This is a genomic window from Halobacillus faecis (assembly GCF_007991335.1).
In the GTDB taxonomy this organism is placed as follows: Bacteria; Bacillota; Bacilli; order Bacillales; family Halobacillaceae; genus Halobacillus; species Halobacillus faecis.
Genome location: NZ_BJYD01000004.1, coordinates 165,851 through 180,715 on the forward strand (window position 1 = coordinate 165,851; position 14,865 = coordinate 180,715).

The 14,865-nt window shown below is 45.1% G+C and carries 17 protein-coding genes; 12 read left to right on the plus strand and 5 right to left on the minus strand.

Annotation, left to right across the window (positions count from 1 at the left end; genetic code table 11):
- The first annotated feature begins 13 nt into the window (after nucleotides 1–13).
- Nucleotides 14–1,450 carry an MDR family MFS transporter gene (locus HFA01_RS02740; RefSeq protein WP_146813042.1) on the plus strand — a complete coding sequence of 479 codons (1,437 nt, stop codon included), beginning with the start codon at nucleotides 14–16 and terminating at the stop codon, nucleotides 1,448–1,450.
- A gap of 38 nt (nucleotides 1,451–1,488) precedes the next feature.
- On the opposite strand, the gene HFA01_RS02745 is transcribed toward HFA01_RS02740, so the two are convergent.
- Nucleotides 1,489–2,127, minus strand: coding sequence for a FusB/FusC family EF-G-binding protein (locus HFA01_RS02745; RefSeq protein WP_146813043.1), 639 nt, complete (start codon nucleotides 2,125–2,127; stop codon nucleotides 1,489–1,491).
- 269 nt (nucleotides 2,128–2,396) lie between these two features.
- Here HFA01_RS02745 and HFA01_RS02750 point away from each other — a divergent pair, with 269 nt between their 5' ends.
- The 8 genes from HFA01_RS02750 to uvsE all read left to right on the plus strand — a co-directional run bounded on the left by HFA01_RS02750 (nucleotide 2,397) and on the right by uvsE (nucleotide 8,678).
- A complete protein-coding gene (locus HFA01_RS02750; protein ID WP_146813044.1) occupies nucleotides 2,397–3,233 on the plus strand; it encodes an alpha/beta fold hydrolase in 837 nt (278 codons plus the stop codon).
- A 63-nt stretch (nucleotides 3,234–3,296) separates the two neighbouring features.
- The gene (locus HFA01_RS02755; protein WP_146813045.1) at nucleotides 3,297–3,581 is read left to right on the plus strand and encodes a hypothetical protein; all 285 of its coding nucleotides are present in this window, start codon (nucleotides 3,297–3,299) and stop codon (nucleotides 3,579–3,581) included.
- Between the two features lie 204 nt (nucleotides 3,582–3,785).
- Nucleotides 3,786–4,235, plus strand: coding sequence for an NUDIX hydrolase (locus HFA01_RS02760; protein ID WP_146813046.1), 450 nt, complete (start codon nucleotides 3,786–3,788; stop codon nucleotides 4,233–4,235).
- Nucleotides 4,236–4,246: 11 nt separating this feature from the next.
- Complete coding sequence (locus HFA01_RS02765) at nucleotides 4,247–4,510, plus strand: hypothetical protein (protein ID WP_146813047.1); 264 nt, start codon at nucleotides 4,247–4,249, stop codon at nucleotides 4,508–4,510.
- Between the two features lie 109 nt (nucleotides 4,511–4,619).
- Nucleotides 4,620–5,300 (plus strand): DUF421 domain-containing protein, encoded by a 681-nt coding sequence (locus tag HFA01_RS02770; RefSeq protein WP_167506139.1) that lies wholly within the window; start codon nucleotides 4,620–4,622, stop codon nucleotides 5,298–5,300.
- Between the two features lie 316 nt (nucleotides 5,301–5,616).
- Nucleotides 5,617–6,525, plus strand: coding sequence for a DUF6612 family protein (locus HFA01_RS02775; RefSeq protein WP_146813049.1), 909 nt, complete (start codon nucleotides 5,617–5,619; stop codon nucleotides 6,523–6,525).
- Nucleotides 6,526–6,582: 57 nt separating this feature from the next.
- Nucleotides 6,583–7,221, plus strand: coding sequence for a class D sortase, LPxTATN-specific (gene srtD, locus HFA01_RS02780; protein WP_146813050.1), 639 nt, complete (start codon nucleotides 6,583–6,585; stop codon nucleotides 7,219–7,221).
- 488 nt (nucleotides 7,222–7,709) lie between these two features.
- Nucleotides 7,710–8,678, plus strand: a complete 969-nt coding sequence (uvsE, locus tag HFA01_RS02785) for a UV DNA damage repair endonuclease UvsE (protein ID WP_146813051.1) — start codon at nucleotides 7,710–7,712, stop codon at nucleotides 8,676–8,678.
- Between the two features lie 17 nt (nucleotides 8,679–8,695).
- Here uvsE and HFA01_RS02790 read toward each other — a convergent pair whose 3' ends face one another.
- Together HFA01_RS02790 and HFA01_RS02795 are read right to left on the minus strand one after the other, a co-directional pair.
- A complete protein-coding gene (locus HFA01_RS02790) occupies nucleotides 8,696–8,899 on the minus strand; it encodes a hypothetical protein (protein WP_146813052.1) in 204 nt (67 codons plus the stop codon).
- Between the two features lie 239 nt (nucleotides 8,900–9,138).
- Nucleotides 9,139–9,486: a hypothetical protein gene (locus HFA01_RS02795; protein ID WP_146813053.1), complete on the minus strand. Its 348-nt coding sequence runs from the start codon at nucleotides 9,484–9,486 to the stop codon at nucleotides 9,139–9,141.
- Nucleotides 9,487–9,807: 321 nt separating this feature from the next.
- Here HFA01_RS02795 and HFA01_RS02800 point away from each other — a divergent pair, with 321 nt between their 5' ends.
- Nucleotides 9,808–10,416 carry an HNH endonuclease gene (locus tag HFA01_RS02800; protein WP_146813054.1) on the plus strand — a complete coding sequence of 203 codons (609 nt, stop codon included), beginning with the start codon at nucleotides 9,808–9,810 and terminating at the stop codon, nucleotides 10,414–10,416.
- 110 nt (nucleotides 10,417–10,526) lie between these two features.
- Nucleotides 10,527–10,955, plus strand: coding sequence for a hypothetical protein (locus HFA01_RS02805; protein WP_146813055.1), 429 nt, complete (start codon nucleotides 10,527–10,529; stop codon nucleotides 10,953–10,955).
- 114 nt (nucleotides 10,956–11,069) lie between these two features.
- On the opposite strand, the gene HFA01_RS02810 is transcribed toward HFA01_RS02805, so the two are convergent.
- Both HFA01_RS02810 and HFA01_RS02815 read right to left on the minus strand, forming a co-directional pair.
- On the minus strand, nucleotides 11,070–12,257 hold the full coding sequence (locus HFA01_RS02810) for an acyl-CoA dehydrogenase family protein (RefSeq protein ID WP_146813056.1): 1,188 nt from the start codon (nucleotides 12,255–12,257) through the stop codon (nucleotides 11,070–11,072).
- 12 nt (nucleotides 12,258–12,269) lie between these two features.
- Nucleotides 12,270–13,457 carry a CaiB/BaiF CoA transferase family protein gene (locus tag HFA01_RS02815; protein WP_146813057.1) on the minus strand — a complete coding sequence of 396 codons (1,188 nt, stop codon included), beginning with the start codon at nucleotides 13,455–13,457 and terminating at the stop codon, nucleotides 12,270–12,272.
- A gap of 235 nt (nucleotides 13,458–13,692) precedes the next feature.
- Between HFA01_RS02815 and HFA01_RS02820 the strand changes: the two genes are divergently transcribed.
- Nucleotides 13,693–14,862 carry an aminotransferase class I/II-fold pyridoxal phosphate-dependent enzyme gene (locus tag HFA01_RS02820; RefSeq protein ID WP_146813058.1) on the plus strand — a complete coding sequence of 390 codons (1,170 nt, stop codon included), beginning with the start codon at nucleotides 13,693–13,695 and terminating at the stop codon, nucleotides 14,860–14,862.
- Nucleotides 14,863–14,865 lie beyond the last annotated feature (3 nt).

The following is a 14,865-nucleotide window of genomic DNA, read 5'->3' on the forward strand; positions in this document are numbered from 1 at the left end:
TAGAGGGATAGAGATGGAAAAGCACTACAATAGAAAAATCATACTCGTTACATTCATGATCGGCGCATTTTTTGCCGTTCTGAATGAGACGCTGCTTAATATTGCACTCACAGAACTGATGGAAGTGTTCGGGCTGGATGCGCCTACGGTCCAATGGATGGCGACCGGGTTCATGCTGGTGATGGGGGTGTTGATGCCGGTTTCTGCGTTACTGATTCAATGGTTCACGACGAGACAAATGTTCATCGGGGTCATGACGGTGTTCTTAGCAGGAACGATCATCGCAGCATCGGCTATGAATTTCCCGATGCTTTTGACAGGACGGATGATTCAAGCGGTGGGAACCGGTTTATTGATTCCAGTCATTATGAACGCATTATTACTGCTTTATGAACCGGCAGTCCGTGGCCGGGTCATGGGGACGTTTGGTCTTGTCATCATGTTCGCCCCAGCCATCGGCCCTACGCTTTCCGGTGTCATCGTAGACTTCCTGGGCTGGAGATGGTTGTTCATCACCGTCATTCCGTTTGCTGTGTTTTCCATATTATTTGCTGTTAAGTTTTTGGAGAATGTAGGAGAAGTGACTCGTCCGAAAGCGGACATCATTTCAATCGTACTATCATCCGTTGGAATCGGCGGGATCGTCTACGGGTTCAGCAGCGCTGGGGAAAGTGGAGAAGGATTCTCTTCGATCAATATCATCATCATTTTAAGCATCGCTTTTCTCAGTTTAATTTTATTTGTCCTTAGACAATTGAAATTAGAAGAACCGTTATTGGACGTTCGAGTGTTTACGTATACAAGCTATGCGAGAGGAATTACGATTTTCGTCATCGTCATCATGGCGATGTTCGCGTCGGAAATCGTCATGCCGATGTATTTGCAGGGGCCACTAGGATTCTCAGCCAAGACCGCGGGGTTATTGCTGCTTCCTGGTGCTTTACTCAATGGCTTGATGTCGCCGGTCATGGGTACACTTTTTGATAAGTTCGGTCCAAGGAAGTTGATCATTCCAGGTACATTGGTCCTTGTCGGTGTTATGATTTTCTTCAGCAATATCAATCCTTCCATTCCGGTTTGGTCCTTTATTCTTGCTTATGTGTTACTGATGCTTGCGGTGTCAGCGGTTCTTATGCCGTCACAGACCAATGCGTTGAATGAGCTGCCTAAGCATTTGTATCCACACGGGACGGCGATTGCCAATACGCTGCAGCCGATTGGAGGAGCGCTTGGCGTTTCCATTTTCGTAAGCATTATGAGTCAGGGCGAGAGAAGCTATTTGAATAATGTCTCAGGTGACGTGACAGGCGAAGTCATGGATCGTGCCATGACTGTTGGAGTTCATCACGCCTATTGGTTTGCTTTAGGTCTTGCGATTCTCACATTCGTCGTTGCTTTGTTCATTAGAAAAGCCGTGGCTCCGGATTATTCACCAGAACAGCAATCATAGAGAAGCAGGACCTTTCCGCTGGAAAAGGTCCTGCTTTTTTATGCTTTCATGCGTTTGATAAAGGATTCGAGCGGCTCACGAGACTGGATGTTTTCATTGCATTTTTTACTGTTATGACAGATATAATTGCCGCGGCTGATCGTTTCTTCATCATTTTTCCCTTTAAAGGTAGCCGTGAACATGCCCACCTTTTCATGCTCGTGGCAAATTGAACAAATACTCTTTTGTTGAAACGGTTTGTAGTGGCCGTACACCCCTGTTAACTCACCATCCACTGTCGTAATGATGTATTTTCTGTTTGCTGACGCACCGTTCCATCCAATATAGGAGAGCTCTGCCCATTCTTCGTCAGGGATTGTAGGCACTCTCAGTTTTTTCACTTTAGGGAACAACGTTTTGATATCGGATTCAGAGAGCTTTGGAAAAGGCACAACATACTGCTTTAAGCGGGAGAAGTAAAGGATCGCATCGGTTTCATCTTTGACATCACTCGCTTGGGCAATCAGTTGTTCCTGCTCTGGTGAAAGCTCTGTAAACAAATCCAACACTTTTTCGTTCGTGATCGATTGCAGGGCCTGGGTGACAGAGGCGTCATTTGTTGTCATATGACCATTCAACAGGCTGTGCGCCTGATTCTTTATAAAATGATATTGATCAGAGCGGATAAATCGTTCCATAAGTAAACCCCCGTTTTTATTTTCTTCTTATTATTTCAGAGCACGTCTTTTCTATCAAACGTTATGCCTTCCCTGTTCTTGTTCATGACTGAGCGGCAAACCGGGCACCCGAACGATTCGGCTTTGTTCCAGGTACACACTCCTTATGTTGAGATACCATTTATGGTCGCTCGGAAGTCGGTACCAGGTACCAAAAAACGGTGAAAAAATGAAACGCTCTCAAGTGTGCGATCGTAAAGGTACTTGTAAGATCGGGGAGGGATAGAAAGATGTCGTGGAAACAGACAATGGTGGAAACAGCCCGTGGAACCTTTGAAGTTTTTGAAAAAGGACAAGGATCTCCGCTTGCTGTCACCCATTTGTATTCAGAGTTCAACGAAACCGGGGACTATTTTGCAGAAGCTTTTGTGGAGAGTCAGACGGTCTATTTAATCAACTTGAAAGAGTGTGGTCGGACAGACAAGGCATCATCGCCTCATGAATTGACGATGCTTGAGAGTGTCTTAGATCTTGAAGCGATCCGAAAAGCATTGGGTTTTGAGTGTTGGAGTTTTGCGGGTCATTCTACTGGCGGGATGTTAGCGGTCGTTTACGGGATCTATTTTTCAGAAAGCCTGGAAACTCTAGTTATTGCCAATGCCGCCGCGCGAGAGTATATGACTTTTTCAGAGGATTGTATCTACAATGAAGCTCACCCGGAATTTGATCATATGCAATCGCTGATCGAGCAGTTGAAAAATCAGGATCTCTCTGAGGAAAGAAGAAGAGAACTAACGGTCGAACGGACAAAACTTTCTTTGTGGAAACCACAACATTATGAGCACTATTTTAACCGACCGATTTTAAAGAAGATGTCAGCGGTCCGAATGAACTTCTTTGCCCGGGAGCTTCATACGTTTGATGTGACAAGGAAGTTAGGTCTCATCACTGTAAAAACGCTGGTCATATCCGGAAAGCACGATGTTCAATGCCCGCCCTCTTATTCTGAGGAAATCGTGGAGAGTGTACCAGGTGCTATTCATCTCCGGTTCCATCAAAGCAATCACTACCCACACCTGGAAGAGGAGCAGAAGTTTAACCAAGTCATCCGTGCCCACTTTGACTAGTTTGATTGGGGAGTGGTAAAGTTACTTTTGATGATAGCGTTTTAACAAGGAAGGAGATTACGAATGCATCAGGAAAAACAACAGAGAAAAAGTGATTTTGCAAAGTTCAAAGAACTATGGTTTCTTTTGTTTATGCTGTTGTTCACTCTTTTTCATAACACGATGGTCATCCTCGTTGGTGAGGGATGGAGCTTCATTGGTTACAGCATCCTGTTTCTAGTGATGTATGCTTTGTTCCGCTGGCTGCGGAAAGTCGTCGTGTTCATGAGAAAACCACTGTCATGGGGGTCTCTGATCGGCTTTTACATTGCCGGTGTCTTCGTGCTCGGGGCATTATTGATCCCATGAATGAAAAGGGAGAGGGGATCATGGGGATATTCAAAGTGGTCCAGTGAAGTTCAGGAATATCTCTACACTTCGACACTTGAATGATGGGGGAACAACATTCACCCAGGTTACATAGGAAAGGGCATCACCTTACATAGATCGATATCAAGACTTTTTTAATAGAGTAAAGGGTTTGTATCTATTCCTTAAGGAGAGGATTTGTAGATGGATTACGTCAAAGAGCTTCGAAAAGAAGTCGGAACAAGGCCGTTGATTCTACCTGGGGCTGTCGTCATCATCGAGAATGATCGACAGGAAATTCTTCTGCAACACCGCAAGGACGGTGGGTGGGGGCTTCCGGGTGGTTTAATGGAGCTTGGAGAAAGCTTGGAGGAAACCGCACGCAGGGAAGTGAAAGAGGAAACAGGCCTCAAAATCGGTGAGCTTGAACTTTTGGATATCTTCTCAGGTAAGGACTATTTCTTTAAGGTTTCCAATGGGGATGAACTGTACTCTGTGACTGCTGTCTACAAAACGGATGAATATGAAGGGGTGATAGAGGTGGATGGAGAAGAATCACGGGAAGCCACCTTCTTTCCCATGAACCAGATGCCCGTAGGCTTAACAAAGGAATACCATGAATATCTACAACCATACTTGAAAAAACATGAATGACGGGGGATTATATGCTGGAATTTTTCATGCTGATCATCACAGCGGTTTTGGTAGCTGGATATATTTATGTGATTTATAAGAAGAGGAAAAATCTGAAAGGAGATTATGGATGGAAGAGCTATGTCACACCAGGGGCTTTTGTTGTCGCACCGATCGTAGCTCTAGGGTCCTATTTGTTTGAGTTTGGAGGTATCATCACCTGGTTCATTCTCGGAATCTGCTTTATGACCGGTGCTTTCTTTACAAAATACCTGCCTGAACCAAAAGAAGGCTGACGGACAGAAACAGCAACCTTACAAGGGTTGCTGTTTTTTTATGATCCCAAAGCATATGAACATAAATGGGACAGGAAAAGAAATAATAAAAGAGAGGAGGAATACGCTTATGAATGAGTGGTTGGAGTTCATCGGAACAGGAGTCACCGTTTTTATAACCCTATACGTTTTAGCAAGAATCCTAAGCAAAAAGTTAATTTCACAAATGACGCTTTTTGACTTTATCGCCGGCATCACCCTTGGCTCCATGACAGCAACAACTTTTCTCTCTGATAATGTGACGCTTGCGAGAGGCGCACTTGGACTGCTTACCTTCGCTGCCCTTGTCCTTCTCATCGACTATCTCACACTTAAAAGTCTGGCGATCAGGAAACTTGTGAATAGCCAACCCACTGTGTTGATGGACAATGGGAGAATCATTATAAAAAACATGAAAAAAGTGCGTTTCAACGTCGATGAACTTATTGCTGAATTAAGGAAAGCCGGAGTGTTCCAATTTAGTGATGTGCAGACTGCCATTTTGGAAACGGACGGATCCGTAAGCGTTTTAAGAAAAGCGCAGTTTTCCCCTATCACACCCCTTGATCTGAAGCTTGACCCTCATCCGGTGACGTTTTCCCATGTTGTCATGGTGCAGGGGAAAGTACTTCCTGATCAGTTGAATGCAAGTGGATACAGTGAAGCCTGGTTGGAAGATCGGTTGCAGTCCCATGGCGTGTCTAACCGGAAAGACGTCCTCGTTGCCCAGGTCAATACGGACGGAACTTTATTTATTGAAACAATGAAATAGGTATAGCAATGTTTATTAAACGAACTTGTTACTTTGGCACTTACACCCTCTCATAGCCAAAATGGCTATGAAAGAGAAATCTATAAAGAAAGAGAGCAGACATCGCCAGCATTCTTGTCTGCTTTTTTTATGTGAATCTTTCAGGAGGGGAAGAGAAGCATCAGATCTTCTATCAAGAAATTTGGAAAAATGTGTTTATTTTTGCGGGCTGAAGGATATAGAGGGTTAGGTGGAAAATAGTGGGATGTAAAAGTCAGCTTTTGTCGCTACATAGAAAAGCCTCTTTTTTTACCGAATAATATTCGGGAGTGTTTGGATGCTGAAAAAGTGTAACCTGCTGTTATTGAGTGCTCTGGTGTTGTTCCTGTTTCCTCTTCAAGTATTCGCTGCGGATCTGTCGGCAGAGGAACTGTTGAAGAAATCGAATGAAGCGATGATGAACCTGGATAGTTATTCGATGGAACAAGTATCGATGATGGAAATGCCGATGATGAATGAAGGAGAGGGAATGGAAACAAAAACCATGGCGGATGTCACCATGGATCCGTTCGCCTTCTATTTGAAGACAGAATTGGCTGGAGAGACGACAGAGTCTTACTTTACAGAAGAAGGCTATTACAGTGAACTTTCAGGGCAAGGATGGGTAAAGCTATCTGAAGATTCTAGCCAGGAAGTGATGCAATCGATGCTTGCTGAAGGTCAAATGGCACAGGCGACTCCTCTGGCCGGGGATATGAGTGTGGAAGAAAATGACGGTTCCTATGTCCTTCAATATGAGGGAGACGGGGAAAAGCTCCTGAAGATGTCGATGAAAATGCTTCAGCAGGGAATGGGTTCAGGTGAAGGTGAGAGTGGTTTAAAGGAATTGGGTGAAGAACTCCTTGATAAAATCACAATCAAAGATGTGACTTATAAAATGACGATTGACAAAGAGAACCATTACTTGACGTCCAGCTACGTTCATCTGGAAATGGAAATAGAAACAGAAGAAGGACCGACGATGCCTGTCACTCAAGAGACGGAAATGACACTGGATAACTTCAACGGTGTCGGAGAAATCCAAATCCCTCAAGAAGTGCTGGATAACGCTCAGTCAATTGAAGATGCTGTCGGAGGCGAACTTCCGGATACAGCAAGCCCGAACGTGATGTATGCTTTCCTTGGCGCGACAATGGTGCTGCTTGCTGGTAGTGTCCTATTCATCAGAAAGAGATCTGTGCAATAAAAGAAGAGCTGGGCTTCGGCCTGGCTCTTTCATCCTTCATTTTACGGGGAGGCCATTATGCTTAACAAAGTTCTGTTTCTGCTTGTCGTTATTGGGTTTTCGTGCACGGCTTACTTCACATTTCAATGGTGGGACTCCACCCAGGCGGTTGAAAAAGTGACAGAAGCGGAAATAAACGAATGGGGATCCCATGATCAGGCAAACAAACCGAATCCCGTGGTGGTGAAACATGTGGAGAAAACGAAACCACCGAGATATTCGAATGAAATCCAAAAGTTTGACGATGGTGAGAAAGTGGGCCGTTTGGTCATTCCATTTTTAAATAAAGGCTACTCTACCTATTGGGGTACCGATGAAGAATCACTCCATCAAGGGGTGGGCATGTTTATCAGTCAATGGACCACAACACCTGATGAAAAGCGTCATACCGTTCTGAGCGGTCACCGGGAGACCGTTTTTACACAGCTTGGGGAAATTGAAAAAGGAGCACCGCTGTTTTATGAATATGAAGGAAAACGATACAAGTATGAAGTAGAGAAAACGTGGGTGACGGAAGAAGACGATCGATCTGTTATTGTCGATCATGAGGATCCTACACTTACACTTACGACATGTTATCCTTTCGATTTCATTGGAAGTGCCCCGGAAAGGTTTATTGTACAGGCGAAATTAGTCGATGTGCAGGAAATCAAATAAAACGAACATAGTCCATTGGATTTCTTCAAATCCTGCATGGATCTCTCCTTATTTGGACTAGGAGTCATACGCGGTTTCTAATTATTTTGAGTAACGAGGACGTACGTAAAACCTGATCATTCGACTGATGAAGAAAGAGGGTTTATGAATGTCTGTTTTATTTCTTGTCATAGGAATATTAGGTTTGATTTCCTACGTTTATTTTACAAGAAAAAGCTTCTTTTCTGATGAGCGGAATGTGAAACTGTGGATCATGCTGTTTGTCTTTTTACCTTTATTCGTGATGGGGTTATGTATTTCCTTATCCTTTTGAAAGATGCGTAAAACGTAAGCATCCGGTGAAAAACCTCCAGGACGAAGGTTGTGGGGGAGAATTAAAAAGAAAACAATGCAGATCAAACCTGTCCCTACCTGTAAAGGGACTCCATACCTACATAAGGAAAGGCGCTCTTGGCTAAACTATGGGAAAACAGGGAGCAGGTGAAAATATGACCTTGTACCGGCTCGGTTATGTAGCCATGAGTGTCCATTTACAGAACGCTTCCCCATCTCAAACGATGACCTATAAACGTTTTTCTGAAATTCGAGATGTAGAGGCAGCCAAACGGAAGCTGGAACGGATCGCGAAATCAAACCTTCACAATTGTCTCCGATTACTGAAACATAATAAAGCTCATGACATCCATTTCTTCAGACTGAGTTCACGACTTGTGCCACTTGCCACGCATGAACAATTGCAAGGGTGGGATTATTTAAATCCGATCAAGGGAGAGCTTGCAGAATTAGGTGATTTTGCGAAGGAGAACAACATGAGGATTGATTTTCATCCCGATCACTTTGTGGTCATCAATTCTCCGGATCAGGGAATTTTCAAAACTTCGATGGGCGTGCTGAAGTATCATTATCTGCTTCTCCATCATATGGGCGTCGATCCTACCCACCGTTGTGTTTTTCATCTTGGAGGCAGGTATAAGGATAAAGAAAAATCGCTGGAGCGGTTCATCGAAAATTGGGCACTTGTCCCAACCGGCATTCAAAAGACCGTCATGATTGAAAATGATGATACGTCCTACACGTTAGCGGATGGTCTTTACGTCTGTGAAAAATTGAATATCCCACTCGTCTTTGATATCCACCATCATTATGCAAACCATGATGGGGAAAAATGGGAGGATCATTGGGCTCGAGTAGTGGATACGTGGCGTCATTCACCACTTCCTGTGAAAATGCATATTTCAAGCCCTAAGAGCGAAAAAGATTTTAAAAGTCATGCCGATTTTGTCGATCTTGACATGTTCCTGGAATTTGTAACGAAAACGAATGGCTCTACGGAGCAAATCGATTGCATGATTGAAGCCAAACAAAAAGATGAAGCCTTGTTCCGTCTCGTAGAAGAGCTGAAGCAGCACCCGAGCATAGAGATGCAGGATGATAGTTCGTTCATTTGGAAAGGGTAGGGTTGGAAGGAGACCCTTCATTTTTTGAACTCTTCACTGTTCGCACGTGCAAGGCCTTTTTTGATCAATTTCTTTAGACGACGTTTGATTCTAAGAAAAGGGATGAGCCTGTCTTCTTTCATCAGTTCATAGGTCAGGTGAGCGAATTCCTCTCGTTCTTCCGGCGTCAGAACGATGACTTCTGCAGGTTCTTTCTTAGGAAAAGGAATCAAATCTCCCACACGCATCGCCTCCTTCTTAAACGTTTATGCAGAAGGATACATAAAATGCGCGCATACGTAGGATTTCTGCTTCCTATAAAGCTAAGTTTGAAGATTGTAGAAGGTTCTGTGTGACTAAATCGAGCAGTGAACGGAAGAAGGTCAATCTTATCCATTGGAAAGAAGCACACGGAAGCAGTCCCGTGTGCTTCTTTCCGTGTGATAAAAAACATCCGTCTGTGTTCAGGGGAATCCTACGTTCAGGAAAGTTTCCAAGCTGGGATTAAAGAATGGAAATGGAAAAAATAGCTCATCAGGATATGGATAACCGTGTAGATGGTGAGCGTAATGATATAGGTCAGAAACCATAGAGGAACGGCAACGTTAAGAAAAGAGTAAAGTAAAAACATGCCTACCGGGAAGGGCACAAGGACGATCAACCACATGGGACTTCCGACGGCTTCTGTTAGCGCTCCGAGGGAAACCACTGTAAAACCAATGATGAATGCCTGCCAATAAGGCAGTCCGTTGCTAAGAATCAAGCTGGCCTCATAATAGGAAAAGCCATTTAAAGAGACAGCCAGTACAAAATCAAGCGTATATTTCACTCATTCGTTCCCCTCTCCCTTTGTAAGTCCTCATCAATTTACAAGGTCATGTGTTTTACAATCCTGCTTCCTTTTCTATTTTAACATAAATTTCCTTTTGTATATGCCAATAGTCGGTGGTTGGTTTCTATCACTTATTCTTTATGATAGATGGGAAGCGGATTGAGTCGCCAGGATGCTTACGGGTAGAATGGATGGCTACACGTTCCATCCACTTGGTGGACCAGATTCGAAGTGTTATATTGGAATGGAAATGAATGGTTCTGTATAAAAGAAGACGGGGTGAACCATCAAGAAGGAGAGGGAGGTTGCTAGGTTGCCATGTCTGATTTGAAGTTAACCATAGAGATTCGAAAGCCCTCTTACGCACAGTATAAAACGGTCAGGGATTCAATCTCCCGCACGTTATGGAATCGTGTGCGTGATGATGTCCTTAAGGAAAACAATCATCAATGCCAAATATGTGGCAGGCAGGATGAAAAGAAACTTCATGCCCATGAAGTCTGGGACTATGATGAAGACAAGTTCTTTTTGATTCTAAAGGAGATTCAGTCTTTGTGCAGGTCCTGCCACGATTTAAAACATATTCACCATGTTGGACATCGAGGAAACGGAAAGAAGACCAGTGATTATGTGATGAGGAACTTGAAGAAACATTTCATGAAGGTCAATGGGTGTACAGAGAAAGATTTTATCAGGCATTACCGGAACCAACTAGCTAAGAGCTCCCCAGACACAGAGAAACGTTCCATGGAAGACTTAATAGAATTAAGAAAACGTCGGGAAAGGGAGGAGTTTCTCAACGAACAAGACTGGAAGTTTATGATTGGGAAGGGGATTCCATTCACAAATGAGATCGAGACGCAGCTCCTTCGTAAGGGTCTACTCTATGAAGGAGAGGACCATGCTTCTTCTTTAACTGTTGAATAATGAAGGATGGATGGGCGTGGCTCTTCAGGAAACGGTTACGAAGAATTGTTTACAGTCATGCTGAAGATATGAGAACCTATATAAGGTTTTAAGAATGGAGGTTCTCTTACTTGAAGGCTAAACATGCGATCTATATAATCATTACCCTATTGATCATTAGTGCGACACTGTTCTCTTCTTACTCTTTTTACAAAAGTAAAGCGAAGCAAGATGTCATCTACAACTTAAGAGTTTATCGCGACTCTGTGGATGAAGTTCAGAGTCGTGTTCACAATTTAGGAGAGGGTGAACTCAGTCCTAAAGAAAAAGAAGCTGTTTCTTTAGCGAGTTCCTTGTTAACCAAACAGTCCTTTATGATTAGTACTCAACTATTCAAAGATCATAAGGAATACCACCCACGTTTCCGTGATCTTTATATCGAGTTCAATGAGCAGTTAGAATCAGCCATCTCAAATGGGGATGCTGAAGAGGTTCATATACAGCTCCTGGACTATAAAAGTAAGATGAACAGTTTTCGTGAGGAAATCGAATCTTCATGAAGTCAGCACCCAAGTGGCTGGCTTTTTCATTTGTTTGAGGAGATTAGGAGGAGATAGAAAACAAACGTGCGTAGGTGATCTACGCACGTTTGTTCTTTCAGAAGTCTTCTATGTTTATCCTTCCCAAGCCGGAAGCATCTGACTGAGCGGTTTGTCTTTCCGGTAACCAAGTACATATTCCGCCTGCATAATCGTGTGGATCTCCCTCGTCCCTTCATAGATCACAGGCGCTTTGGAATTCCGTAAATACCTCTCCACAGGATATTCATTGGAATACCCATAGGCCCCGTGAATCTGCACGGCATCGTCTGCCGCCTGGTTGGCAAAATCACATGCCTGCCATTTCGCGAGCGAGGTTTCTCTTGTATTCCTCATCCCTTTGTTTTTCAACGCACCAGCCCGGTAGACGAGGAGGCGGCTCATCTGTAAGCCTGCTTCCATTTTTGCAATCATCTGCTGGACGAGCTGGTGCTTTCCGATCTCTTTTCCAAATGTCTCTCTCTCATGACAATAGTCCACGCTCGCTTCAAGACAAGCCATAATCTGTCCGCATGCGCCTGCAGCTACGGTGAACCGTCCGCTATCCAGGGCAGACATCGCGATTTTGAAGCCATCCCCTTCGTTGCCGAGCAGGTTTTCCTTCGGTACCTTCATCCCGTCAAAAAACAATTCTCCCGTATTGCCCGCGCGAATCCCAAGCTTTCCTTTGGTCGCTTTAGAGGAAAAGCCTTCATAGGTTCTCTCTACAATAAAACAGGAGATGCCGTGATGTTTCTTGCTCTTATCTGTATAAGCAAACACTAAAAAGTGATCAGCCACATCACAGAGGGAGATCCATGTTTTCTGGCCGTTCAGTACATAATGGTCTCCGTCGAGAGTCGCGGTCGTCTGCAATGCGGCCACATCAGAGCCCGCCGCAGGTTCCGTTAACCCGAAAGCTCCAATTTTTTCGCCTTTCGCTTGCGGAACTAAGTATTTCTGCTTCTGTGACTCTGTCGCCCACTGTAGGAGTGTCATGCTGTTCAGGCCGGTGTGGACGCTGACAGCTGTACGGAAGGCCGTGTCTCCGCGTTCGAGTTCTTCACAGACAATCGCGAGCGAATTGTAATCCATCCCGCTTCCACCATAAGTTTCAGGAATGCATACCCCCATCAGTCCGAGCTCTGCAAGCTTCTTCAACGTCTGCTGATCAAAATGTCCTTTCGCATCCCATTCCCCGATATAGGGCATGATTTCATGGTCGACGAAACTCCGGACCGCTTTTCTTAACATCACTTGCTCATCACTAAAATCGAAGTTCATTTCGTTCACTCCTTACACCTTGTGATCCTTCTTCCATTGATGGATCGTATTTTTGTCATACCCGAGTCTTGTAAGAATTTCTTCTGTATGTTCACCCGCTTCCGGTGGATGCTGCTTGTAATCCACCGGCGTTCGGGATAGCTTCAGTGGACTGCCGATCATTTCTACATCACCTGCTTTTGGATGCTCGCAGGTGAGGAACATCTCACGGGCTTTCAGCTGTTCATCTTTACAAACCTCTTCGAGCGATTGAATCGGGCCGAAGGGGATGTGTTTTTCCTGGCACCGACTTTTCCAAAAAGCCGTATCTTCCTTTAAAAACCGTTCCTGTAAAATCCTCGAGAGCTCCTCTCTATTTTCCACCCTGCCTGCATTCCGAGAAAAGCGAGCGTCCGCAGCAAGCCAAGGTTGTCCGAGGATTGCGCATAATTGAGCGAATTGACGGTCATTTCCGACAGCGATGACCATTTCACCGTCACGGGATCGGAACGTCTGGTACGGCACGATGTTAGCGTGATGATTTCCGAGCCGATCCGGTACTTTTCCGGTCATTAAAAAGTTGCTCCCGATGTTGATGAGGGAACTGACGGCAGAATCATATAAGGATAGATCGATTTTCTGACCTTCTCCGGATCGTTCACGCTCTAACAGTGCCGTTTGGATTCCGATGCAGGCATACAGGCCTGTGAGAATGTCGGTAATCGCCACACCCAGCTTCTGCGGACCCGAATGGTCGTCCCCCGTAATGCTCATCAAACCGCTCATTGCCTGGATGATGAAGTCATAGCCGGGAAGGTGCTTGTAAGGGCCTGTCTCTCCAAAACCTGTAATCGAGCAGAACACGATTTGTGGGTTGAGCTCTTTTAAATGGTCATACCCGATTCCGAGACGGTCCATTGTTCCCGTCTTGAAGTTGTTGATGATGACATCACTTTCTTTGACGAGTCTCTCCAACACTTCTTTTCCATCAGTAGACTTCAGATCGAGCGTCAAACTTTTTTTATTCCGGTTGGCACAAAGATAATAGGCACTCACCCCTTCTTTAAAGGGAGGTCCCCACGTACGGGTTTCGTCACTACCTCCGGGAGCTTCCACTTTAATGACCTCAGCTCCAAGATCTCCAAGGATCATTGAACAATAAGGGCCGGCGAGAACCCGGGTCAAATCGAGGACGCGGATGCCTTCCAATGCGGCGGTCACCTTGCATCACACCCTTTCACATTAGAAAAAGCCAGAAGAACCCATACGACGTATGAATCCAACTGGCTTGGGAAACACGGATCAATTCAGATAGGGGAGTTGTCCTTGACGGGCTATATCACACTATATGCAGCGATTTGGAAAAGATGACCTGGAAACTTTGTTTCATAGAATGAGGGATGGATTAATAGGATAGAGCGATGGGACAACCAGAATGTTTGAAGGGGGTCTTTCTATGATCCAAAGCTCGAAGCAGGTGCGAAGCCTGCCACCTTACCTTTTCTCCATCTTTCATAAAAAGAAAGTCGCGTTGACCGCTCAAGGGGTTGATGTCATCGACCTCGGCATCGGGGCCCCGGATTTACCGACCCCACCATTCATCATCGACCGTTTAGCAGAAGAAATACGTAAACCGAAGAATCATAAATATTCCCCGTATGGCGGCTGCCGGGAGTTCAGGGAAGCCGTTGCGGATTTCTATAGATCTCATTATGACGTGGAATTGGATCCGGAAACGGAAGTACTGACACTGATTGGATCGAAAGAGGGCATCGCTCATCTGATCAGCGCTGTCCTCGACCCGGGAGACGGAGTTCTAGCTCCGGATCCGGGCTATCCGGTTTATCAATCGGCGATCCATCTTGCCCATGGAAGCACGATTCGGTTTCCGCTTGATGAAGAAAACAGCTATGCACCGCTGTTCAATCAAATCTCGCCAAGGGATATTTCCAGATCGAAGATGATGCTGCTGAACTATCCGAATAACCCGACAGGTGGAACCGTCGAATTGGATACCTTTGAGGAAGCGGTCCGTTTTGCCAAAGAACATAAACTCTCCCTCATTCATGATGCTGCCTATGATCTCGTAACGTTCGGAGACTATAAAGCTCCCAGCCTCTTGCAGGTGCCGGGAGCGAAAGAAGCAGCCGTCGAATTCGGATCGCTTTCAAAAACGTTCAACATGTCCGGCTGGCGGCTTGGTTATGTCGTCGGCAATAAGGAACTGATCCGCTCTCTCAGTGTGTACAAAAGCAATATGGATACGAGTCAGTTTTTACCGATCCAACTGGCGGGGGTGACAGCCTTACGCAGTGATTTTTCTTCGGTCCGAGCGAACAACCGGACGTACGAGCAGCGGCTCGATCTGATGATGAATGCTTTCAGCGGAATGAATATACAGGCAGAAAAACCGAAGGGGACCTTTTTTCTATGGGCGCGTGTGCCTGACGGATATACGTCGCAAGGCTTCTCTGAAAAAATGCTCGACGAAGCGGGGATCATCCTTACGCCTGGAACAGCGTTCGGTCAAAAAGGGGAGGGCTATTTCCGGATGAGCCTGTCTGTTCCGATTGAGCGTCTGCATGAGGCTTCGATTCGAATGAAAAAAGCGATGAAAGGAGGGTGACGT